General features: G+C 73.5%; 23 protein-coding genes. 12 read left to right on the forward strand and 11 right to left on the reverse strand.

Annotation, left to right across the window (positions count from 1 at the left end; genetic code table 11):
- Positions 1-9: 9 nt before the first annotated feature.
- The gene (locus AB0B76_RS18450; protein WP_360376194.1) at positions 10-1,248 is read right to left on the reverse strand and encodes an acetyl-CoA acetyltransferase; all 1,239 of its coding nucleotides are present in this window, start codon (positions 1,246-1,248) and stop codon (positions 10-12) included.
- Positions 1,249-1,365: 117 nt separating this feature from the next.
- Between AB0B76_RS18450 and AB0B76_RS18455 the strand changes: the two genes are divergently transcribed.
- From AB0B76_RS18455 to AB0B76_RS18475, 5 genes are all read left to right on the forward strand, one after another.
- Positions 1,366-2,565, forward strand: coding sequence for an acetyl-CoA C-acyltransferase (locus tag AB0B76_RS18455; protein WP_360376197.1), 1,200 nt, complete (start codon positions 1,366-1,368; stop codon positions 2,563-2,565).
- Positions 2,562-3,434 carry an SDR family NAD(P)-dependent oxidoreductase gene (locus tag AB0B76_RS18460; RefSeq protein WP_360376200.1) on the forward strand — a complete coding sequence of 291 codons (873 nt, stop codon included), beginning with the start codon at positions 2,562-2,564 and terminating at the stop codon, positions 3,432-3,434. Before AB0B76_RS18455 ends, AB0B76_RS18460 begins: the two co-directional genes overlap by 4 nt.
- Positions 3,431-4,228 carry a DUF1295 domain-containing protein gene (locus AB0B76_RS18465; RefSeq protein ID WP_360376203.1) on the forward strand — a complete coding sequence of 266 codons (798 nt, stop codon included), beginning with the start codon at positions 3,431-3,433 and terminating at the stop codon, positions 4,226-4,228. The genes AB0B76_RS18460 and AB0B76_RS18465 overlap by 4 nt, the downstream gene beginning before the upstream one ends.
- Positions 4,221-5,069: an acyl-CoA thioesterase domain-containing protein gene (locus AB0B76_RS18470; RefSeq protein ID WP_360376206.1), complete on the forward strand. Its 849-nt coding sequence runs from the start codon at positions 4,221-4,223 to the stop codon at positions 5,067-5,069. The genes AB0B76_RS18465 and AB0B76_RS18470 overlap by 8 nt, the downstream gene beginning before the upstream one ends.
- Positions 5,070-5,205: 136 nt before the next feature.
- Positions 5,206-5,469 (forward strand): DUF397 domain-containing protein, encoded by a 264-nt coding sequence (locus tag AB0B76_RS18475; protein ID WP_360376208.1) that lies wholly within the window; start codon positions 5,206-5,208, stop codon positions 5,467-5,469.
- On the opposite strand, the gene AB0B76_RS18480 is transcribed toward AB0B76_RS18475, so the two are convergent.
- The 3 genes from AB0B76_RS18480 to AB0B76_RS18490 form a co-directional block, all read right to left on the reverse strand.
- Positions 5,383-5,901, reverse strand: a complete 519-nt coding sequence (locus tag AB0B76_RS18480) for a DUF6082 family protein (RefSeq protein ID WP_360376211.1) — start codon at positions 5,899-5,901, stop codon at positions 5,383-5,385. The genes AB0B76_RS18475 and AB0B76_RS18480 overlap by 87 nt on opposite strands.
- Before the next feature lie 211 nt (positions 5,902-6,112).
- A complete protein-coding gene (locus AB0B76_RS18485) occupies positions 6,113-6,895 on the reverse strand; it encodes an SDR family oxidoreductase (RefSeq protein ID WP_360376213.1) in 783 nt (260 codons plus the stop codon).
- Positions 6,896-6,924: 29 nt separating this feature from the next.
- Positions 6,925-7,494, reverse strand: coding sequence for an alpha-ketoglutarate-dependent dioxygenase AlkB (locus tag AB0B76_RS18490; protein ID WP_360376216.1), 570 nt, complete (start codon positions 7,492-7,494; stop codon positions 6,925-6,927).
- 99 nt (positions 7,495-7,593) lie between these two features.
- On the opposite strand from AB0B76_RS18490, the gene AB0B76_RS18495 reads away from it, so the two are divergent.
- Positions 7,594-8,601 carry a helix-turn-helix domain-containing protein gene (locus AB0B76_RS18495; RefSeq protein ID WP_360376218.1) on the forward strand — a complete coding sequence of 336 codons (1,008 nt, stop codon included), beginning with the start codon at positions 7,594-7,596 and terminating at the stop codon, positions 8,599-8,601.
- Positions 8,602-8,605: 4 nt separating this feature from the next.
- Here AB0B76_RS18495 and AB0B76_RS18500 read toward each other — a convergent pair whose 3' ends face one another.
- The 3 genes from AB0B76_RS18500 to AB0B76_RS18510 all read right to left on the reverse strand — a co-directional run bounded on the left by AB0B76_RS18500 (position 8,606) and on the right by AB0B76_RS18510 (position 11,668).
- On the reverse strand, positions 8,606-9,967 hold the full coding sequence (locus AB0B76_RS18500; RefSeq protein WP_360376221.1) for a serine hydrolase domain-containing protein: 1,362 nt from the start codon (positions 9,965-9,967) through the stop codon (positions 8,606-8,608).
- 67 nt (positions 9,968-10,034) lie between these two features.
- Positions 10,035-11,498: a cysteine--tRNA ligase gene (gene cysS / locus AB0B76_RS18505; protein ID WP_360376224.1), complete on the reverse strand. Its 1,464-nt coding sequence runs from the start codon at positions 11,496-11,498 to the stop codon at positions 10,035-10,037.
- A 26-nt stretch (positions 11,499-11,524) separates the two neighbouring features.
- The gene (locus AB0B76_RS18510) at positions 11,525-11,668 is read right to left on the reverse strand and encodes a sigma factor-like helix-turn-helix DNA-binding protein (RefSeq protein WP_360376747.1); all 144 of its coding nucleotides are present in this window, start codon (positions 11,666-11,668) and stop codon (positions 11,525-11,527) included.
- Positions 11,669-11,778: 110 nt separating this feature from the next.
- On the opposite strand from AB0B76_RS18510, the gene AB0B76_RS18515 reads away from it, so the two are divergent.
- The 5 genes from AB0B76_RS18515 (at position 11,779) to AB0B76_RS18535 (ending at position 17,198) form a co-directional block, all read left to right on the forward strand.
- Entirely contained in the window at positions 11,779-12,666 is an 888-nt protein-coding gene (locus AB0B76_RS18515) for a type II CAAX endopeptidase family protein (RefSeq protein WP_360376226.1), read from the forward strand.
- A 50-nt stretch (positions 12,667-12,716) separates the two neighbouring features.
- Positions 12,717-13,889, forward strand: coding sequence for a histidine kinase (locus tag AB0B76_RS18520; protein WP_360376750.1), 1,173 nt, complete (start codon positions 12,717-12,719; stop codon positions 13,887-13,889).
- Entirely contained in the window at positions 13,886-14,545 is a 660-nt protein-coding gene (locus tag AB0B76_RS18525; protein ID WP_360376228.1) for a response regulator transcription factor, read from the forward strand. The genes AB0B76_RS18520 and AB0B76_RS18525 overlap by 4 nt, the downstream gene beginning before the upstream one ends.
- A gap of 252 nt (positions 14,546-14,797) precedes the next feature.
- Positions 14,798-16,144: a condensation domain-containing protein gene (locus AB0B76_RS18530; RefSeq protein WP_360376231.1), complete on the forward strand. Its 1,347-nt coding sequence runs from the start codon at positions 14,798-14,800 to the stop codon at positions 16,142-16,144.
- A 7-nt stretch (positions 16,145-16,151) separates the two neighbouring features.
- Positions 16,152-17,198 carry an LLM class flavin-dependent oxidoreductase gene (locus AB0B76_RS18535; protein ID WP_360376234.1) on the forward strand — a complete coding sequence of 349 codons (1,047 nt, stop codon included), beginning with the start codon at positions 16,152-16,154 and terminating at the stop codon, positions 17,196-17,198.
- A 26-nt stretch (positions 17,199-17,224) separates the two neighbouring features.
- Here the strand turns inward: AB0B76_RS18535 and AB0B76_RS18540 are convergent, their stop codons facing one another.
- Genes AB0B76_RS18540 through kduI form a run of 4 tightly spaced genes read right to left on the reverse strand, consistent with a single transcriptional unit; the run spans position 17,225 to position 19,809 of the window.
- Positions 17,225-17,416 (reverse strand): tautomerase family protein, encoded by a 192-nt coding sequence (locus tag AB0B76_RS18540; protein WP_360376236.1) that lies wholly within the window; start codon positions 17,414-17,416, stop codon positions 17,225-17,227.
- Between the two features lie 21 nt (positions 17,417-17,437).
- Positions 17,438-18,211, reverse strand: coding sequence for an IclR family transcriptional regulator (locus AB0B76_RS18545; protein WP_360376238.1), 774 nt, complete (start codon positions 18,209-18,211; stop codon positions 17,438-17,440).
- A gap of 30 nt (positions 18,212-18,241) precedes the next feature.
- Positions 18,242-18,991, reverse strand: coding sequence for an SDR family oxidoreductase (locus AB0B76_RS18550; protein WP_360376240.1), 750 nt, complete (start codon positions 18,989-18,991; stop codon positions 18,242-18,244).
- Entirely contained in the window at positions 18,988-19,809 is an 822-nt protein-coding gene (gene kduI, locus AB0B76_RS18555; RefSeq protein WP_360376242.1) for a 5-dehydro-4-deoxy-D-glucuronate isomerase, read from the reverse strand. The genes AB0B76_RS18550 and kduI overlap by 4 nt, the downstream gene beginning before the upstream one ends.
- A gap of 114 nt (positions 19,810-19,923) precedes the next feature.
- Between kduI and AB0B76_RS18560 the strand changes: the two genes are divergently transcribed.
- Positions 19,924-20,919 (forward strand): TRAP transporter substrate-binding protein, encoded by a 996-nt coding sequence (locus AB0B76_RS18560; protein WP_360376244.1) that lies wholly within the window; start codon positions 19,924-19,926, stop codon positions 20,917-20,919.
- The last annotated feature ends 1 nt before the right edge of the window (position 20,920 follow it).

Consider the following 20,920-nt stretch of genomic DNA (forward strand, 5'->3'; position numbering starts at 1 on the left):
CGGTCGCTCCTACTTTCCAGAGTCGGCCGCGCCGACCACGAGACTCACCGTCGTCGTGGTGCTGCCGCCGATGTTGAGGGTGGCGAAGGTGCGCGCGCCGGGCACCTGGTAGGCCCCGGCCTGGCCGGTGACCTGCCGGTGGGCGTCCACGAGCATGCGCACGCCGGTCGCGCCGACGGGGTGGCCGCCGCCGATCAGCCCGCCGCCGGGGTTCATCGGGATCCGGCCGCCGATGGCGAGCTCGCCGGACTCGACCGCCTTCCAGCTCTCGCCGGGCGCGGTGATGCCGAAGTGGTCGATCGCCGCGTACTGCGACATCGTGAAGCAGTCGTGGGTCTCGATGCCGTCGAGGTCCTCGACGCCGCCGATGCCGGCCCGCCCGAACGCGTCGAGCACCGCCTTGCGCACGTGGGGCAGCGCGTACGGCTCGCCGGCGCTGCGCCGCAGCTTCTGCTCCAGCGGCAGCCCGACGGTGGCGTGGCCCCAGCCGAGGATCCGGGCGAGCGGGCGGCGGGCGAGGCCGGGGTGGGCGGCGAGGTACCGGTCCGAGACGAGCACCACGCCGGCCGCTCCGTCGGTGACCTGGCTGCAGTCGTTGCGCCGCAGCCGCCCCTCGACCGGCGGGTTGGCGTCGTCGTCGGCGCTGAAGCTGGCGTCGGTGAAGGTCCAGCCGCGGGTCTGCGCGTTGGGGTTCACCCGGGCGTTGTCGAAGGCGAGCCGGCCGATCGCGCGCAGGTGGGCGTCGTCGAGGCCGTAGCGCTTGTCGTACTCGTCGGCGAGGGCGCTGAACATGTACGGCCACATGAACTTGGCCTGCTCGCCCTCGTGGCCGACCCAGGCGGCGGCGCCCAGGTTGCGGGCGGCCTGGTCGCCGGGGACGGTGCGCTCCAGCTCGGCGCCGAGCACGAGGGCGACGTCGTAGCGGCCGGACTCGAGGTCGGCCATGGCCGACAGCACGGCGATGCCACCGGAGGCGCACGCGGCCTCGTGGCGGGCCGCCGGAATGCCCCAGAGGCGCTCGTCGACGGTGGCGGGCATGCCGCCGAGCTGACCCTGGCCGGTGAAGAGCTGGCCGAAGGCGTTACCGACGTGGATCACCCCGATGTCGGCCGGGTCGACGCCGGACGCGTCGAGGGTCCCGGTCGTCACCTCCGCGAAGAGCTCGGCGAAGCCGTGCCCGGCGCGGGCCCAGTTGCGGGCGAAGTCGGTCTGGAAGCCACCTGCGACCCACGTGCTCGAAGTTCCCATGAGCCACCTCCATTCGAGCTTCCTTACTATAACAAGCAGAGTCGCTCGTCAACGTGCCGCCGCCCTGACCTAGGTCATCTCTTGCCAACGACACCCGATGAGACTACACCTAACAGAGTGACTTCACGTGACGTGTACGTCCTCGAGTACCTGCGCACGGCGCGCGGCAAGGGCTCGGCGAAGGGCGCGCTGCACCACCTGAGCCCGACCGAGCTCGTCGTGCGCCTGCAGCACGCGCTGGTCGGGCGCACCGGGCTCGACCCGGCCCGCATCGACGACGTGACCCTCGGCCTGGCCTCCCAGAGCGGCGAGCAGGGCGCGAACCTGCCCCGCACCGCGGCGCTGCTGGCCGGCTGGGGCGACCACGTACCCGGGGTCAGCCTGAACCGGTTCTGCGCCTCCGGGATCGACGCCGTCGCCCAGACCGCCGCCCGGGTGCGCGCCGAGGACCTCGACCTGGCCGTCGCCGGCGGGGTGGAGAGCGTCTCGCGGGTGCCGATGTTCTCCGACCAGGGCCCGCTGTGGAGCGACCCCGACACGATCCGCCGGGTCGGCTCGATCCACATGGGCATCGCCGCCGACCTCAACGCGACGCTGGACGGATGGCCGCGTGAGGAGCTGGACTCCTACGGGCTCGAGACCCAGGCCAAGGCGACCGCCGCCTGGAAGGCCGGGTTCTACGAGCGTGCGGTCGTACCCGTGGACGGCTTCGCCCACGACGAGCTGGTCCGGCCCGGCACCACCATGGAGAGCCTGGCCGCGCTGCCGCCCGCCTTCGCCGAGCTGGGCGCCTCCGGCCAGGACGCCATCGCGCTGGCCGCGCACCCCGAGGCCGGCGCGATCGAGCACCGGCACACCGTCGGCACCTCCCCCGCCATCGCCGACGCCGCCGCCCTGGTGCTGCTCGGCACCCGCGCGGCCGCCGAGGCGAACGGGCTCGCCCCGCGGGCCCGCGTGGTGGCGGCGGCCACGTGCAGTACCGACCCCGTCATCATGCTCACCGCCGGGCAGCAGGCCGTCGAGAAGGTCATCGCCAAGGCCGGGCTCGCCCCGGCCGACATCGACGTGTTCGAGTTCGCCGAGGCGTTCTCGGCGCTGTGCCTGAAGTTCCGCCGCGACCTCGGCGCCGGGCCCGAGCGCATGAACCCCAACGGCGGCACGATCGCCATGGGCCACGCGTTCGGCGCGACCGGCGCCATCCTGCTCGGCCAGTGCGTGGAGGAGCTGCAGGCCCGGGGCGGGCGCTACGGCGTCGCCGCCGTCTCCGGCGCGGCCGGCCTCGGGGTCGCCGTGCTCGTCGAGCGGGTCGACGCATGAGCGCGCTCGCCGGCCGCGTCGGCATCGTCACCGGCGGCGGCAAGGGTCTGGGCCGCGCCTTCGCCCTGCACCTGGCCGGCCTCGGCGCCGCGGTCGTCGTCAACAACCGCAACCGCCAGGTCGACTCGGCCGGCTCCGTGGTCGCCGAGATCACCGCCGCGGGCGGGCGGGCCGTCGCCGACTACAGCGACGTCGCCGACCCGCACGCGGGGGACGACCTGGTGGCGCTGGCTGTCTCGGAGTACGGCCGGCTGGATTTCTGTGTCACCAGCGCCGCCGTGAGCTCCCCGGCGATGTTCCACAAGACCGGCATGGACGCCTTCGCCGCCGTGCAGGCCGTCAACGTGCTCGGCACCGCGAGCGTCGCCGCCGCGGCCGCACGGCACCTGCGCGGCGCCGGCGGCGGGCGGATCGTCCTCGTGGCCAGCACCGCCGGGCTGCACGGCGAGCCGACCGTCTCCGCCTACGCGGCCAGCAAGGGCGCGGTCATCGCCCTGGGCCGGACCATCGCCGCCGAGGGCGCGCCGCGCGGGGTGTACACCAACGTGCTGCTGCCGTACGCGACGACACAGATGACCGACGCGGGGATGGCCGGACGGTTCCGCGACGCGATGACGGCCGAGTCGGTGGCCCCGGTCGTCGCCGCGCTCGTCGACCCGGACGGCACCCTCAACGGCGAGGTGATCGTGGCCGCGAACGGCTCGCTGCGCGCGACGAGCGCCGTGGAGTGGGGCACCGTGCGGGTGCCGTCGTCGCTGGACGCCGCGGGGCTGGCCGGCCTCCTGGACTCGAGCCGGGCCGGGAAGCCGCACGAGTACCGCACCGCGCAGGACGCGTTCGCCGACTTCGCCGAGGAGACGCTGCCGTGAACTGGACCGCCCTGGCGCTGAACCTGTGCGCCACGATCGTCGCCGTCGCGCTCGTCATGGCGCTCACGATGGCCTACGCGCTGCGCCGCGGCGAACAGTCCATCGTGGACACCGTCTGGGGCCTCGGCTTCGTCGTCGTCGCGGCCGTGTCGTTCGCGCTCTCGGCCGGCCACGGCGACCCGTGGCAGCGCGCCGTGACCCTCGCGCTGACCGCGGTCTGGGGCCTGCGGCTCGGCGCGTACATCTACGTGCGCAACCGGGGCAAGGGCGAGGACCCGCGGTACGCGGCGCTGCTGCGGCGCAACCAGGGCCGGCTGGTGCCGTACGTGATCCGGACCATCTACTGGCCCCAGGGCGCGATCATGTGGGTCGTGTCCCTGCCGGTGCAGGCCGCGATGTACGTGTCGTCGCCGGTGCCGGCGCTGCTGTGGGCCGGCGTCGCGGTATGGGCGGTCGGCTTCGCGTTCGAGGCGGTCGGCGACGCGCAGCTGGCCCGGTTCAAGCGCGACCCCGCGAACGCCGGCCGGCTCTTGGACCGCGGCCTGTGGGCGTGGACGCGCCACCCCAACTACTTCGGCGACTCCGTCGTGTGGACCGGCCTGTTCCTGCTCGCGTGCTCGCACTGGGTGGGCCTGCTGACCGTCATCGGCCCGGTGCTCATGACCCACATGCTCGTGAACAAGAGCGGCAAGGCCCTGCTGGAGCGGCGGATGAGCCGGTCGCGGGGCCCCGAGTTCGCCGAGTACGCCGCCCGCACCTCCGGCTTCCTCCCCCGCCCGCCCCGCCGTGCATGACGTTTCCGACCTGCTGGAGGTCCTGGACCTCCGGCCGGTCGGCGACTCCGTCTTCGAGGGCCGCAACAGCGCGCTCGACCTGCCCCGGGTCTTCGGCGGCCAGCTCGCCGCGCAGGCCTTGGTGGCGGCGGCCCGGACGGTACCGTCGCGGCAGCTCCCGCAGTCGTTGCACGCCACGTTCCTGCGCCCGGGCCGCCCCGAGGCCGTCAACCGCTTCGCGGTGGAGCACGTCCGCGACGGCCGGAGCCGCACGACCCGCACGGTGACGGCCACCCAGGACGGCCGCGAGGTGCTCCGCCTGACCGCCGCCTTCGGCCCCCCGTCGACGGGCGTGGGCCACCAGACCCCGCCCCCGCACGCGGGCAAGCCGCAGGACGCCCCGACGCTCGACGAGAGCATCGCCGACCTGGGCGGCCTCATGGGCCTGTGGACCGGCTTCGCCGCCGTCGACATCCGCGTGGCCCCCTGCCCCGACGGCGCGGCGTCGCGCGGGCTGCTGTGGATGCGCGCCACCGCCCCGCTGCCCGACGACCCCGTCACCCACGCGGCCGTCCTCTGCTACGCAACGGACCTCACCCTGCTGTCGGCGGCGTTGGTACCGCACGGGCTGCGCCTCGGCCGCGAGCGCGACCACAGCCACGCCTGGGACACCGTGTCCCTCGACCACGCCCTGTGGTTCCACCACATCCCGCGCGCCGACGAGTGGCTGCTGTTCGACCAGCACTCGCCGGTGGCCTCGCACGGGCGCGCCCTGGCCACGGCCCAGGTCTACGACACCACCGGCGAGCTGGTGGCCACGGTCACGCAGGAGGGCCTGCTGATCGCCGAGCCACTGACCTGACGTTCGCGCCTGATTCACGCGGACGCGCAGGTGAACCGGCACCTGTACCGCGCAGTTTCGCGGCACAGCGACCCTCCGTTAGGGTAAACCCCCGTGCCCAACTCATCAGGGACATTCGCGGTTCGTTGCTCCCGGCATGTGCCCGACACGAGGAGCAGCTGATTTGAGCCCCACTCACTTCGCCTGGCGACGCGCGTCCGTGTGCGTGAGCGAGCACAACTGCGTCGAGGTTGCGGCGCTCGACCACGTCGTCAGCGTCCGGAACTCGACGCGCGCCGGGGTCACCCTGGCGTTCACCGCGACCGACTGGCGGTCATTTCTCGCCTCGGTGAAGAACGGCACGCTCGCGCCCGACCGGTTCATGGGCGCGGGTCGCGGGCCCACTCTTGATGGCGCGTAGATACTCTTCATTGACGATAGCCTGAAAGCGTTTCCGCCGCGGCCATCGCCGCTGCGGGTCCGGCCAGTTGCCGTGGCGCTCCCAGTACATGCGCGGCACCTCGGAGTCGAAGTACGTCCGCAGCAGCACCCGGAGCTCCCGCTCGTTCAACACGCGGTCCTCCCAGGCGAACTGCCAGTTCAACACCACGAAGCCGGCGACGAAGAACAACCGCTCATCCACGTGCAGCGGTGCGAACCGAGGGCCCCAGCACTGGGCGTACGCCGGCTCCCGCATCGACAGAATCACGGTGTCACGATTGCGCCGCCGATGGTCGTCCCGCGCGGCACGACGAGATGCGGCGCGCTGGGCGATGACCGACGCCGACACGACGATGAGGGCCGCCGTCGAAAGCAGGGCCGAGGCCGGGCCGTACGCCTGTCCGATCCACATATCGGCCCCCTCGTCCCGCCCCCTGCTTGCCAGTATCACCGGGAGAAACTCGCGGGTGTCGATTCATTCATGCAATCCGGAAAAGTGACGTACGGCTACCGGTGAGGCAGCGGCCTGCAGGATTCAGAATTCAATTCCCGACCGTTCCGCCCGGGCGGGAACGGGCAACAAACCACTGCCGGTTCACGAACAAGCAGACCAACTTCTGCTGCTACGGCAGGATCGCGTCGACGTAGCCGCCGTCCACGCGTACGGCGCCGCCCGTCGTGGCCGAGGCGAACGGGGAGCTGAGGTACACCACCAGGTTCGCGATCTCCTCGGGCTCGATCAGCCGCTGCAGCAGTGACTGCGGGCGGTGCCGGCGCATGAACTCGCGCTGGGCCTCGTCCCAGGGCAGGTCGCGGTCGACGAGGGAGTACACGAAGTCCTCGACGCCGCCGGTGTGGGTGGGGCCGGCGATCACCGAGTTGACGGTGACGCCGGTGCCCGCCGCGGTCTTCGCGAACCCGCGGGCGACGCCGAGCAGGGCCGTCTTCGACACCCCGTAGTGGATCATCTCGGCCGGGATGACGACGGCGGAGTCGCTCGCGATGTACTGCACGCGGCCCCACCCGCGCGCCGTCATCCCCGGCAGGTAGGCGCGGGTGAGGCGCACCGCGGACAGGACGTTCGTCTCGAAGTACCGCCGCCACTCGTCGTCGGTGATCTCGAGCGGCTCGCGGGCGCCGAAGATGCCGAGGTTGTTCACGAGGATGTCGGCGTCGGGGAGGGTTTCCAGGACCCTCTGCGCGCCCTCGGCGGTGGCGACATCCCCCGGTACCGCCACGAAATCCCCGTCGCCCAAGCGCCGCAGCGCCTCGGTCACGGACTCGGGGCTGCGGCCGTTGACGCCCACGCGGGCGCCCGCCTTCGCCAGGCCGGCGGCGATGGCCGCCCCGATCCCGCGGGTGGAGCCGGTGACGAGCGCGGTCCGTCCGGTCAAGTCGATCTGCATTGGACCAATCGTGCCACCACCGGCGCGTGCTATCCGCGGACAGCCTGCAATCGGCTGGAGAAGTTGACGCTCACCCGCGGGCCCGCCGGTACCGTCTGCTTCGGCACGCAGTGGCGCCAGTCGCGCTGGCAGCGGCCGCCCATCACGACCAGGTCGCCGCTGGCCGGGGTCAGCACACGGCTGCGGCCGCCGTCGCGGGGCTTGATGAGGAAGCGGCGGGTGGCGCCGAGGGTGAGCACCGGCACGACGCACTCGGCGCGTTTGCAGGTGGGCCAGTCGCCGTGCCAGCCGGTGCTGTCGCGGTGGTCGCGGTAGTAGTTGATCCACAGTCCGTCGTAGGGGACGCCGTAGTGCGCGGAGAGCGCGGCGGCCGCGGCGCGCAGGCGGTCGTCCGGGGCGGCGGCGAGGTCGTTGTACTCGGCGGTGAGCCGCGGCTCGGTCACCATCCGGTTGACCATCCAGCGCTCCCGCTGCTCCCAGCCGACCCCGGTCAGCAGCGCGGCGAGCAGGGCCGCGTCGCCGGGCAGCCAGCCGGGCACATATTCGATCCACGAGGTCTCGTCGAGGGCCGTGCGGCAGGCGGCGGTGAAATCATGCATACGGTACGTCTAAATGCTCCCGGCACCGCGCGCCGGTCGGATCCGGACAGGTCCGGATGTGGCTGGTCCGCGGCGGGCGGCCTGCCTACCGTGGGTGGCGTGACGGTGTACTCGGCGGTCGTGACGACCGGCATCTACTGCCGGCCCGGCTGCGGCGCGCGGCCCCGGGCCGACAACGTGCGCACGTTCGACTCGGCCGCGGCGGCCGAGGCGGCCGGGTACCGGGCCTGCCTGCGCTGCCGCCCGTACCGGCTGGCCGGCTCGCTGCCGTGGCGCGAGCCGGAGCTGGTGTGCCGCGCGGTCCGGATGATCGTCGACGGGGTCCTCGACGAGGGTGGCGAGGACGAGCTGGGCCGGCGCCTCGGGCTGTCCGGGCGGCACCTGCGCCGGTTGTTCGCCGAGCACCTCGGGGTGACGCCCGACCAGCTGGCCCGCTCGCGCCGCACGCACTTCGCGCGCCGGCTGCTCGACGACACCGACCTGACCGTCACCGACGTGGCGTTCGCGTCCGGGTTCGGCAGCGTCAGGCAGTTCAACCGGGCGATGGCCGACACGTTCCGGGCGACCCCGCGGCAGCTGCGGGGCCGCCGCCGCCGCGCGGACCGGCTCGTGTGCGACGGGGGCCTGCGGCTGCGGCTGCCGTTCGAGGGCCCGTACGACTGGCCGGCGGCGCTGAAGACCCGGCAGGAGCGCGCGATCCCGGGGGTGGAGACCGTCGACGGGGACATGTACCGCCGCACGATCGGCGTCGACGGGGACGCCGGCGTGCTGGAGGTCGCCGCGGGCGGGCCGGACCATCTGGTGCTGTGGGCGCACCTGCCGTACTGGGAAGGCCTCATCCACGTCGTCCAGCGGGTCCGCGACCTGCTCGGCCTCGACACCGGCGAGCCGGGCGCGTTCTCCCCGTTCGAGGCCCGCGTGGTCGAGGCCGTGCGCGGCAACCGGGACGCCCTCGGCGAGCTCGTCCGGGCCTTCGGCGAGCCGGTGCCGGGCCTGCCCGCCGGGCTCACGCACCTCTTCCCCGGCCCCGAGGTGCTCACGGACGCCGCCCTGGCCGCGGGGGCCGGGCGCCCGGCCCGCACCCGGGGCCGGGTCGACATGATGTGACCACTCACTCCTCGGTGCGGCGGGTCATCCGGCCGCCGGCGCAGCGGTGCGTCGCGCGGCCGCCGGCGTCGCCGAGGTACGAGACCAGGTACACCCGGCCGTAGCCGCCGAGCGACTCCAGCGGCATCCCGGCGGGCGCGAAGAGCCCGTCGCCGAGCGGCACGTACCGCTGCGGCGGCCCCGACACGGGCCCACCGGCGAACGCGGTGAAGATCGCCTCCTGGTCCGGGTCCGCGGGCTCGTACGTCACCCGCTCCTGCAGCTCCCCACCGGCCACGGTCACGTCGACGCGCAGCTGCTGCGAGCGATAGGTCCCGGCGTACCGTCGCAGGTCCCCCTCGTCCGCGACGGCCAGCGGCGGGAACGCCACCGGCGCGAACCGCCCGACGAGCTCCGGGATCAGCTCGTTGTGCAGCGCGAACGCGCGCGGGTCGTTGCCGTACGCGGCGAAGACCAGATCGTGCGCGGGCACCACGGCGAGCACGGCCACCCCGCCGGGCGAGGCGCCGGACATCGACAGCACCGTGGTACCGCCGAAGTCCTCCAGCAGCCACCCCATCCCGATCGGTGGCACGTTGGCCACGCCCATGTCGTGCGTCACCACGGCCATCGGGTTGTCGGCGGCCAGATGGGCCCGCCCGAGCTTGAGCAGGTCGTCGATGGTGCCGATCGGCGTGCCGCCGGCCGGCCCCCAGGTGTCCGGGAGCTTGAACATCCCGGTGGGCCGCGCCGTGCCGTCGGGGTTGGGAAAATGCCCGATGGCGGTACCGCGAAGAATCGCCTCCTCGGCCGAGGTGGCCGCGGTCCCCATCCCGAGCGGCTCGTAGACGTCGCGGCGCAGCAGCTCGGCGTAGCTCAGCCCGGTGACCACCTCGAGCAGCCGCCCGGCCACGATCATGCCCCCGTTGGAGTAGCTGACGTACCGCCCCGGCTCGAACAGCGTCCCGCACTGCCGGGCGAGCCCGGCCATGTAGCCGGCGAGCGCGGAGTCCCCGCACCCGCGCGGAAAGTACAGATCGGCGTCGATACCGCTCGTGTGCGTGACGAGGTGCCGCACGAGAACCCGCTCGGCGGCGCCGGGCTCGGCGAGCGCGAACTCGGGAAGGTACCGCACCACGGGGGCGTCGAGGTCGAGCTTCCCGGCCTCGACCTGCTGCAGCACGAGCATGGTGGTCATGATTTTGGTGACGGACCCGAACAGGAACCCGGTGTCCGGCCGCATCGCGGCACCGGTGGTGAGGTTGGCGATACCGTACGCGGAGATCTCGGTCTGCCCGGCGTGGTAGACCCCGGCGAGGAAGCCGGGCACCTGGCTCTCGTCACAGAACCGCGCGACCCGCTCCCGAATGTGCGTCATCTCGTCCATGCACCGATCGTGGAACGTTCCCCCAGGGGCAAGGTCAAGCCCGCGGCGGAAATTCAAGCCGGAGCGGTCAGCGGAGGGGCTCCAGCACCGGGCCCTCCGGGGTGTCGACCACGCGCCAGCCCGCCTCGGCGATCTCGTCGCGGATGCGGTCGGACTCGGGCCAGTCGCGGCGTTTGCGCGCGTCCTCGCGCTGGGCCAGCCGGTCGCGCAGCTGTTCGTCCACGGTGGACACGTCGGCCCGGCCGTCCAGGTCGGCCGGGTGGAGTTCGTCCAGGCTCAGGCCGAGTACCGAGTCCGCCGCGGCCAGCAGGGTTGCCAGGTCGGTGTCCGGCAGGTCGTCGCCGCGTACCGCGGTGTTCAGGTCGGCCAGGGCTCTCGGGGTGTTGAGGTCGTCGGAGAGGGCCTCGTCGAGGCGGCGCAGGGCCGCCCGGCCGGCCTCGGTGGTCATGGCGGCGGTGGCCGCGGTCAGGGTCGGCACGGTCGGCAGGGGGCGCAGGGCCTGGGCCCGGCCCGCCAGGCGGCGCAGGGCGCTCGAGGCGCCGCGCACGGCCGCGTCGGTCAGTTCCAGCTGGCTGCGGTACGTGGCGGTGAGCAGGAAGTAGCGGTACGCCAGCGGGTGCAGGCCGTCGTCGACGAGGTCCTGCAGCAGCGGGGCGCCGCCCTCGGACTTGGCGACCTTGCGGTTGCGCAGCAGGACGAACTCGTTGTGCAGCCAGTGTGTCACCCAGGGGCGGTCCGACTCGAGGTACGCCTCGCTCTGGGCGATCTCGTTGACGTGGTGGATCTCGCGGTGGTCGACGCCGCCGGTGTGGATGTCGAAGTGGCGGCCCAGCAGGTCGATGCTCATGACCGAGCACTCCAGGTGCCAGCCGGGCACGCCCGGGCCCCACGGGGAGTCCCAGCGCATGACGCGGCGCTGGCCGGGGGCCTCGGTGCGCCAGACGGCGAAGTCGGCCTTGTTGCGCTTGCCGGGCACGGTCTCCAGGCGGGCGCCCTCGCGCTGGCCCTCCATCGAGATCTGGGCGAGGGTGCCGTACCCGGGCGAGCGGGCGGTGTCGAAGTACAGGCCGCTGTCGATCCGGTATGTGTAGCCGCGCTCGTCGAGCGTGCGGGCGAAGTCGAGCATCTGCGGTACGTAGTCGGAGGCGCGGGGCAGGTCCGACGGGGTGCGCACGTTCAGGCGCGCGATGTCGTGCAGGTAGGCCGCGGTGTAGTGCGCGGTGACCTCGCGGACGGACTTGAGCTCGCGGCGGGCGGCCGCCTCGACCTTGTCCTCGCCGAGGTCGGTCTCGCCGACGGTGTGGCCGACGTCGGTGATGTTGACGACCTGGCGGACCCGCAGGCCCTTCCACTCCAGCACCCGGCGGAGGGTGTCGCTGAAGACGTACGGGCGCATGTTGCCCAGGTGCGCGTACGAGTAGACGGTGGGGCCGCACGTGTAGACGCCGACCTCGCCGGGGACGAGCGGGCGCAGCGGCTCCGCCTGCCTGGTGAGGGAGTTGTACAGCGTGATCGGTGCACCGTCGGCCATGAGCAAAACGGTACCAATCGCCGGGGTCACGCCCACAGATGGCGGCGCAGGCAGTCCAGCGCGTGGGCCAGCAGCCGCGAGACGTGCATCTGGGACAGCCCGACGAGCGCGGCGATCTCGGCCTGGGTGTACGCAGAGCGAAAACGTCGATCCCTCGCCGGAGTGAACAGGGTGTGCGTCCGGCGGGTGCCCGATCACGCCTGTCCCCCACGCGAGCTACACGGCGGTGCCCACCGGGCGGTGACGTCCGGGGCCCCGCCGGCGCCATAGCGTCATCGACGTGGCGCGGCACCGGGTCGCGCACCAGCCGAAGGGGTTCACGATGACCGAGGCTCAGACCGTGCCGGCGCGGCGAATCGGACTGCGTCTGCTCGTCATGCTCGTGGTGTTCACGATCGTGCTCGTGGTGTCGGCGGCGATCGACTCGGCGGCCGCCGGCAACGCCGTGACGGCGCTCGTCTTCGGGGCGCTCACGGCCGCGGGCGGGCTGCTGCTGTACCGCTTCCTGGTCGGGCGGCTCGAACGGCGCCCGGTGGACGAGGTCGCCGCGGCCGGCCTGGCGCCGGGGCTGCTGCGCGGGGCGGGCGCCGGCGTCGTGCTGTTCGCCGTGACCATCGGGATCATCGCGATCCTCGGCGGGTACCGAATCGCGGGTCTCGGCTCTTTGACCGCCACCATCGCCACCTTCGGGACCATGGTCGGGGCCGCGGTCGCCGAGGAGCTGCTCTTCCGCGGGGCCCTGTTCCGCCTGGTCGAGGAGTGGCTCGGCACGTGGGCCGCGCTCGCCGTCTCCGGGGTGCTGTTCGGCGCGCTGCACCTGCTCAACCCGGGCGCGACGCTGTGGGGCGCGATCGCGATCGCGGCGGAGGCGGGGCTGCTGCTCGGCGCCGTGTACACCGCGACGCGCTCGCTGTGGGTGCCGATCGGGCTGCATTTCGGCTGGAACTTCGCCGAGTCGGGGCTGTTCGGCACGGACGTGTCGGGTACGACGAACACGCACGGGCTGGTGCGCGGGGTGGCCGCGGGGCCGGACGCGATCAGCGGCGGCGGGTTCGGGCCGGAGGGCAGCGTCGTGGCGATCGTCGTCGGCGGGGTGGTCGCGGCGCTCCTGCTGCGCCACGCCCACCGCAAGGGCCTGATCGTGCGACGCGGCGGCGCGCCGCGGTGACACCCGTCACGCACGGAGTGCACGCCCGCGGCGGCTACGCTGCGGGCGTGTTGCGCCTGCCCCTCGGCCGCCGCGGCGCCGCGGCCCTGGCCTGGTGGCGCTCGCGCAGCGTGCTGCTGCGCGACGGCTCGCTCGGGGTGCTGCTGGCCGGGCTGGCGTTCGTGCCGGCGCTCGCCGGTGCCGGGACGCGCCTCGGCGAGCTGCCGCACCGCCCGGCCGACGCGCTCGCCGTCGTCGCGGTGCTCGCGCAGACGCTGCCGCTGGCCGGGCGGCGGCGGTGGCCGGCCGCGGGCCTGGCGATCGCGGCGGCCGGGTTCGCGGTGCAGGAGCTGCGCGGGTACGTGACGTTCGCGGGCGCCGGGCTGCTCGCCGCGCTCTACAGCGCGGCCGCGCACCAGGAGCGGTTCCGGGGCTGGGTGGCCGCGGGGGCCGCCGCCGCGTACGCGGGGCTGGCCGTGGCGCTGCACGCCGCCGGGTCGACCGCGCGGCTGCCGGACTTCGCCATCTTCTTCCTGCTCGTCGCGGGCGGCTGGGTCATGGGCGCGTGGGTGCGGCGGGTCCGCATCGCTGAGGCCGGGCGGCGCCGGGCCGCGGCGGCGGACGCCCGCACGGCGGAGCGGGCCCGGATCGCGCGGGAGCTGCACGACGTGATCACGCACCATGTGACGGCGATGGTGGTGCAGGCCGACGCGGCGCAGTTCCTGGCGGCCCGGCCGGAGAAGCTCGGCGAGAACCTGACCGCGATCAGCGGCACCGGGCGGCGGGCCCTGGGCGAGCTGCGGGACCTGCTGGGGGTGCTGGACCCGGACCGGGTCGCGCCGCGCGGCGACCTGCCGACCCTGGCCGGGCTCGGCGACCTGGTCGCGCGGACCCGGGCCGCGGGCCAGCCGGTGGAGCTGGTCGAGCAGGGGCGGCCGGGCGGGCTCGGCTCGGGCCGCGAGCTGGCCGCCTACCGGGTGGTGCAGGAGGCGCTGACCAACGCGCTCAAGTACGCGGCCGGGGCGCCGACCCTCGTCCGGCTCGTGCACCACCACGACGGCGTGGAGATCACGGTCACCACCGGCGCCGGGGCCGCGCCGGGCCGGGCAGTCGGCGGCTCCGGGCGCGGGCTGGCCGGGCTGCGCGACCGCGTCGAGGTCTTCGGCGGCGAGCTGACCGCCGGTCCCGTCCCCGAGGGCGGCTTCGCCGTAGCCGCCCGCATCCCCGCCGGAGAGACCGCATGATTCGGGTGCTCGTCTGCGACGACCAGGCGCTGGTGCGCACCGGGTTCGTCACCATTCTCGACGCGCAGGACGACCTGGAGGTCGTCGGGGAGGCCAGCGACGGCCGCGCCGCCGTCGACCTGGCCCGGCGGCTGCGGCCCGACGTCGTGGTGATGGACATCCGGATGCCGGTGCTGGACGGGATCGAGGCTACCCGGCAGCTGGCCGGGCCGGGCGTCGCCGAGCCGGTCCGGACGCTCGTGGTGACGACGTTCAACCTCGACGAGTACGTCTTCGCCGCCCTGCGCGCCGGGGCGAGCGGCTTCCTGCTCAAGGACGCGACCCCGCAGCAGCTCATCGCCGGGGTGCGCACGGTCGCGGCGGGCGAGGCGCTGCTCGCGCCCGCGGTCACGCGGCAGCTCATCGGGCGGTTCGGCACCCGGGTGCGCCCGGCCGAGCCGCAGGTGAGCGCCGAGCGGGTGCTCGCGCCGCGGGAGCTGGAGGTGCTGCGGCTCATCGCCACCGGGCTGTCCAACGCCGAGATCGCCGCGACGCTCGTCATCAGCGGCGAGACGGTCAAGACGTACGTGTCGCGGATCCTGACCAAGCTCGACCTGCGCGACCGCGTGCAGGCGGTCGTCTACGCGTACCGCAACGGCCTCGCCGACCCCGAATAGCAACCGCGATATCAATGGGCGCCGACCCTATCGCGAACCCTTGCCCATGAATGGGTTACATGAATCGATGTTATTCGCATCCGTACATGTCTCGGGCCATTGTCGAGCGCTAAAGTCCGTGCCATCGACCCGTCGCGGTGCCGAGAGGAGGTCGACCATGAAGTCCGTGCGCACGCTCTAGACGAGCTCTCCGGCGCCGGCGGCGGGCGCAAGCGCCGCCGGCGCCAACCCGCGCTTTTCCAAGGACGTGACATGTCACTGCAACGCACGATCACGGTGCCATTCTCGGGCGCGGGAACGGGCACCGAGGAGCTGACCTGGGCGCAATTCGCGGCGTGGCGGTCAATGGGGGTGGTCGAGGCCGTGGAATGGGCGGGCGGCACCATGGCGCTCGCGGACGGCACGACCGTGGCGGGCATCGCGACGCTGCTCGGGTTCATCATGAGCCGCCACCAGTCGCTGCGCACGCGGCTCGTGTTCGACGGCGACGGGCCGCCACGGCAGAGCCTGGCCGCCGCGGGCGAGGTGTCGCTCGAGGTGCACGCGGCGCCCGGCGATCCGGCGGTCCTCGCGGCCGCGATCCGGGCCCGGTTCGAGGCCGCGCCGTGGGACCCGGTGACGGACTGGCCGGTGCGGATGGCGGTGGTCGCCGACGGCGAGCGGGCGCTGCACCTCGTGGCGCTCTACTGCCACATGGTCATCGACGGGTACGGCTTCGAGGCCCTCGTCGCCGACCTCGCGAACCTCGACCCGGCCACCGGCCGCGCGCTCGCCCCGGTCGAGGGCGTCCAGCCGCTGGAGCTGGCCCGGGCCCAGCGGGGCCGGGCGGCGCGGCGGCAGCACGAGGCGTCGCTGCGGTACTGGGAGCGGCACCTGCGCACCATCGAGCCGCGCCGCTTCCCCGAGGCCCTCGACCCGCAGCCCGAGCGCTGGCAGGAGGCGACGCTGACCAGCCCGGCCACCGCCCTGGCCCTGGGCGTCGTCGGGCACCGCACGAAGGTGCACACCGGCACCGTGCTGCTGGCCGCGTACGCGCTCGTGCTCGCGCGCCTGTCGGGCCGGCCGGTCGGCGCGTTCCGGGTCGTGGTGAGCAACCGCTTCCGGCCGGGCTTCGCCGCGTCGGTGAGCAACCTGGCCCTGGCCGGCCTGGCCGTGATCGACACCGCGGACGCCGGGTTCGACGAGGTCGTGGCGCGGGCCTGGAAGGCGCAGCTCGCGGCCGGGATGCACGCGTACTACCACCCGCGCGACCTGTGGCCCCTCGTCGAGCGGGTCGGGGCCGAGCGTGGGGCGGAGCTCGACACCATGTGCTACTTCAACGACCGGCGGCGCTCGGCCGCGCAGGCCCCGTCGGCCGATCCGGCGACGCCGGAGGAGATCGAGGCGGCGCTCGGGCGCGGGAGGCTGCGGTGGGGGCCGCGCTCGAACGAGTACGACGCGACCTGCTTTCTGCACGTCGACGCGGGCCCCGGCGGGCTGGAGCTGACGTGGCGGGTCGACACCGCGGCGGTCTCCCCGGCCATGCTCGAGTCCGGCCTGCGCGGGATCGAGACGCTGATCGTCGACGCGAGTCGGCTAATCCCGATAGGTTCAGTATGATTCGGCCGTGACGAGCGAGTATCTGTGGTACATCCCGAACGAGGTGCGGGCCGGGCATCGGGGGGACGACGTCGTCGACGGGCACAACAGCCTCGGCACGCTGACCGCGCAGGCCCGGGCGATCGAGACGCACGGCTGGGGCGGGGCGCTGCTCGGGGCCGGGTGGGGCCGGCCCGACACGTTCACCGTCGCCGCCGCGCTCGCCGCGTGCACGACGACGTTCCGGCCGCTGATCGCGGTCCGGCCCGGCTACTGGCACCCGGCGCACTTCGCCGCGGCCGCCGCCACGCTGGATCATCTCAGCGGCGGCCGGGTGCTGGTCAACATCGTCTCCGGCACCGACGACCTCGCCGCGTACGGCGACGACGAGACCGACCGCGCCCGCCGCTACGCCCGCACGAAGGAGTTCCTGCAGCTCGTACGGCAGCTGTGGACCCGGGAGCGGGTCACGTTCCGCGGCGAGCACTTCCAGATCACCGACTCGACGCTCGCACTGCGGGGCGAGGGGCGGCATCCGCGGCTGTACTTCGGGGGCGCCTCCGAGGCCGCCGAGCGCGTCGCCGCGACCGACGCCGACGTGCAGCTGTTCTGGGGCGAGCCGCTCGACGGGGTGCGCGAGCGGATCGAGCGGCTGCGGGAGCTGGGCGGGCGGCTCGGGCGGGCGCTGCCGCCGCTGGAGTTCGGGCTGCGGGTCACCACGCTGGTCCGAGACACCACCGAGCAGGCCTGGGCCGAGGCGGAGGCGCGGGTCGCCCGGATGGGCGCGGCCGGGTTCGCCCGCGACGCGAACTGGGACCTCGCGGCGGGCCAGGGGCGCCTGCAGGAGCTGGCCCGGCGCGGCGACGTGCTCGACGAGAATCTCTACACCGCGCCGGCGCGCGTCGGCGGCAGCGGGGCGGGCACCACGTGGCTCGTCGGGTCGGCGGCGGACGTGGCGCGGTCGCTGCGGCGGTACCGCGAGCTCGGCGTCACCCACTTCGTGCTCTCGGACACGCCGTACCGGCCGGAGATCGAGCGCCAGGGCCGGCAGCTGCTGCCGCTGCTGCGCGACTGAGCGCCGGGCAGCAGCGGCAGCCGGCGTCAGGCGTCGCGGTCGGACTCGAGGACGCCGCCGTTGGCCACGTCGGCCTTCTCGATCTCGTCGAAGCGGATGCGGACCGAGGCCCGCTTGGCGTTGAGGATCTGCACCGCCGCGGCCGTCACGGCCTCGGCGAAGTCGCGGCGCTGGTCCAGGGTGCGCCCGGACAGCAGTTCCACGGTGATGTTGGGCATGAAGGCTCCAAGAAGAAGGGGTCAGCCCGCCTGGTCGAGGCGGGCCGGTGGGGCGCCCAGGGCCAGGGACACGGCGCGCGCGGCGCCGATCACCTCGGCCACCAGGGCCTCGCTGCTCAGGTCGAGGTCGAACGACAGGGCCGAGATCGAGATGCCCCCGAGGACGTTGGCGGTGTGGTCGAAGACCGCGGCGCCGATACAGCCGATCTCGGTGTCGTTCTCCCCGTCGTCGATCGCGTAGCCGTTCGCGGCGGCCGCGGCCAGCTGGCGGCGCAGCACGGCGGGGTCGGTGATCGACCGCGGGGTGAGCGCGGTGAGGCCGGCCCGGGCGATGATCTCGGCGGTCTCGGCGGCGGAGAGCTGCGCGAGCACGGCCTTGCCGATCGCCGTGGTGTGCAGCGGCACGGCCATGCCGACGCGGGACTTCATCTGGTACGGCCGGCGGCCCTCGATCTTGTCGACGTAGACGGCCTCGTCGCCGCTGCGGATCGCGAAGTGCACCGTCATGCCGGTGCGGTCGCGCAGGGCGCGCAGGGCGGCGCGGGCGTGCTGGGCCGGGTCGAAGCGGCTCATCACCCGGCCGGCGAGGGTCAGGATGCGCGGCCCGGGCAGGTAGCCGCCGTTGCCGTCGGCGAAGGCGAAGCCCCACCCGATCAGCGACTGCAGGATCCGGTGCACGGTCGACTTCGGCAGGCCCGAGGCGGCGGCGATGTCCGTCAGCCGGCTGTGCTCGGCCAGGGCCTCCAGCACGGTCAGGGCCTTGTCGATGGACCCGCTGGGCATCCCGGTCGTCACGCGACAAGCCTATCGGTTGCCCGGCCGGGGTCACCTGGCCATCCAGCCGCCGTCGACGACCAGGACGTGCCCCGCGACGTAGTCGGCGGCCGGGGAGGCGAGGAAGACCGCCGCGCCCACGAGGTCCTCCGGGCGGCCCCACCGGCCGGCCGGGATGCGCTCGCGGATGGACCGCTCGCGCGCCTCGTCGGCGCGCAGCGGGCCGGTGTTGGCGGTCTCGATGTAGCCGGGCGCGATCGCGTTGACCTGCACACCGTGGGCGCTCCACTCGTTGGCCAGGGCGCGGGTCAGGCCGGCCACGGCGTGCTTGGAGGCCGTGTACCCGGCGACGTTGAGCCCGCCCTGGAAGGACAGCAGCGACGCCACGGTGATGACCTTGCCGCGCCCGCGGGCGACCATGCCCGCGCCCACGGCCCGGGTGAGCACGAAGACGGCGTCGAGGTTCACCGCGAGGACGCCTCTCCAGGTGTCGTACGTCTGCTCCAGCACCGGCCCCCGATGGATCACGCCGGCGTTGTTGACCAGGATGTCGACGTCGCCGAGCGCGGACGCGGCCGTGGCCAGGGCCTCCGCGGGGGCGGCGAGGTCCTGCACCCAGCACGAGGCCCGGCGGCCTTCCCGGCGTACCGCCGCCGCGGCCTCGTCCAGGTCGGACTCCTTGCGGGCGTGCAGCACCAGGTCGGCCCCGGCGCGGGCGAGCCCGACCGCGACCGCCCGCCCGATGCCCTTTCCGGCCCCGGTGACCAGGGCGACCCGTCCGGCCAGGTCGAACCCGGTCACCGCAGGTCCTGGACGGCGACGACCTCGACGTCGTCGTACGCCTGGTTCTCCCCGCCCATCGCCCACACGAACGCGTAGCTGCGGGTACCGAAGCCGCAGTGCACCGACCAGGGCGGCGAGATGACCGCGTCGCCGCCGGAGAGGATGAGGTTGCGGGTGGCGTCCGGGCGGCCCATGAGGTGCACGACACGCTGGTCGGCGGGCAGGTCGAAGTAGTAGTACACCTCGGTGCGCCGGTCGTGCACGTGGCACGGCATCGTGTTCCACATGCTGCCGGGGGCCAGCACGGTCACCCCGAGCACGAGCTGGCAGCTGCGGATGCCGGCGGCGTGGATGTACTTGTAGATCGTGCGCTCGTTGGAGCCCTCGATCGCGCCGAGGCTGACCGGCTCGGCGTCGGCGAGGCCGGCCCGGCGCGTCGGGTGCTCGGCGTGGGCCGGGGTGGACACCAGGTAGAAGCCGGCGCCGTGCCCGGCGAAGGTCACGTCGCGGGTGCCGCGCCCCACGTACAGGCACTCCTTCGGGGCCAGCTCGTAGGTCTCGCCGCCGGCGGTGACGCGCCCGGTGGCGGTGCCGACGTTCACCACGCCGAGCTCGCGGCGCTCCAGGAAGTGCTCCGAGCGCAGGGCGCCGGGGCTGGGCAGCGCGACGGTCTCCGTGCCGGGCGTGACCCCGCCGACGACCAGCCGGTCGTGGTGGCTGTACACGAGGCGGACCATCGGCCCGGCGACGAGGTCGGGCACCAGGAAGCGCCGCCGCAGCTCCTCGGTGCCCATCCGGCCGGCCTCGTCCGGCGACGTCGCGTGGCGCACTTCCATCGGCTCTCCGTTCCCTCGACTGTTCCATCATGCAGAAGCTTGTTCCGTCTCACGGAACACAGTACAGTCCGTCAATGTCTCCGGAACACCCCTGAAACCGGAAGGACTCTCGCCATGGACAGGCGGTACTTCATCAAGATCTCGGCCGGCGCGGCCGCGGCCGTCTCCCTCGCCGCCTGCGGCGACTCCGGCAAGAGCGGCGGAGGTGGCAAGGCCGACGTCCGGCTCGGCGACACCGTCAACGACACCAACCCGGAGATCGCCGCCGAGAAGTACTTCGGCGAGCGGCTCGCGGCGCTGACGAGCAACGCCTACGAGGTCAAGGTCTTCCCCAACGGCACGCTGGGCGACCACAACCGCATGAACGAGCAGGTCCGCAACGGCGCGCTGCAGATGACCAAGACGTTGTTCGCCAACCTCACCGCCTTCGACAAGCGGCTCGGGGTGCTCTCGGTGCCGTACGCGTTCACCAAGCAGTCCGACCTCTTCGCCGCCCTCGCCGGCGACCTCGGCAAGAACCTGGCCGGGATCCTCGACGGCTACGACCTCATGGTGCTGGGCTGGTTCGACTCCGGCGCCCGCAACGTCTACAACAAGAAGCGGCCGATCAAGACCCCGGCCGACCTCAAGGGCCTGCGCATCCGGGTGCCGCAGGACGCCGTCGCGATCGACACCTTCAACACCCTCGGCGCCCAGGCCACCCCGCTGGGCACCAACGAGATCTACTCGGCGCTGCAGCAGGGCGTCATCGACGGCGCCGAGAACAACCCGATCTTCTACGTGACGAACAAGCACGTGGAGGAGGCGAAGTTCTGGTCCTGGACCCGCCACCAGTTCGGCATCGACGCGCTGCTGGTGAGCAAGAAGTGGTTCAACGACCGGTCCAAGGCCCACCAGGACGCGTTCGTGCAGGCCGGCAAGGAGGCCGAGCAGCGCGAGCGGGAGCTGTGGACGGACGAGACCGACAAGTACGTCAAGCAGGCCGCCGACAAGGGCGCGAAGATCAACGACGACGTCGACGCCGCCGCGTTCCAGCAGGCCGTCAAGCCCGTGCTCGAGAAGAACCGGTCCACGTTCGGGGACCTGGTCAAGTTCCTCCCGGCGGCCTGAG

This window comes from Dactylosporangium sp. NPDC049140, from assembly GCF_040648435.1.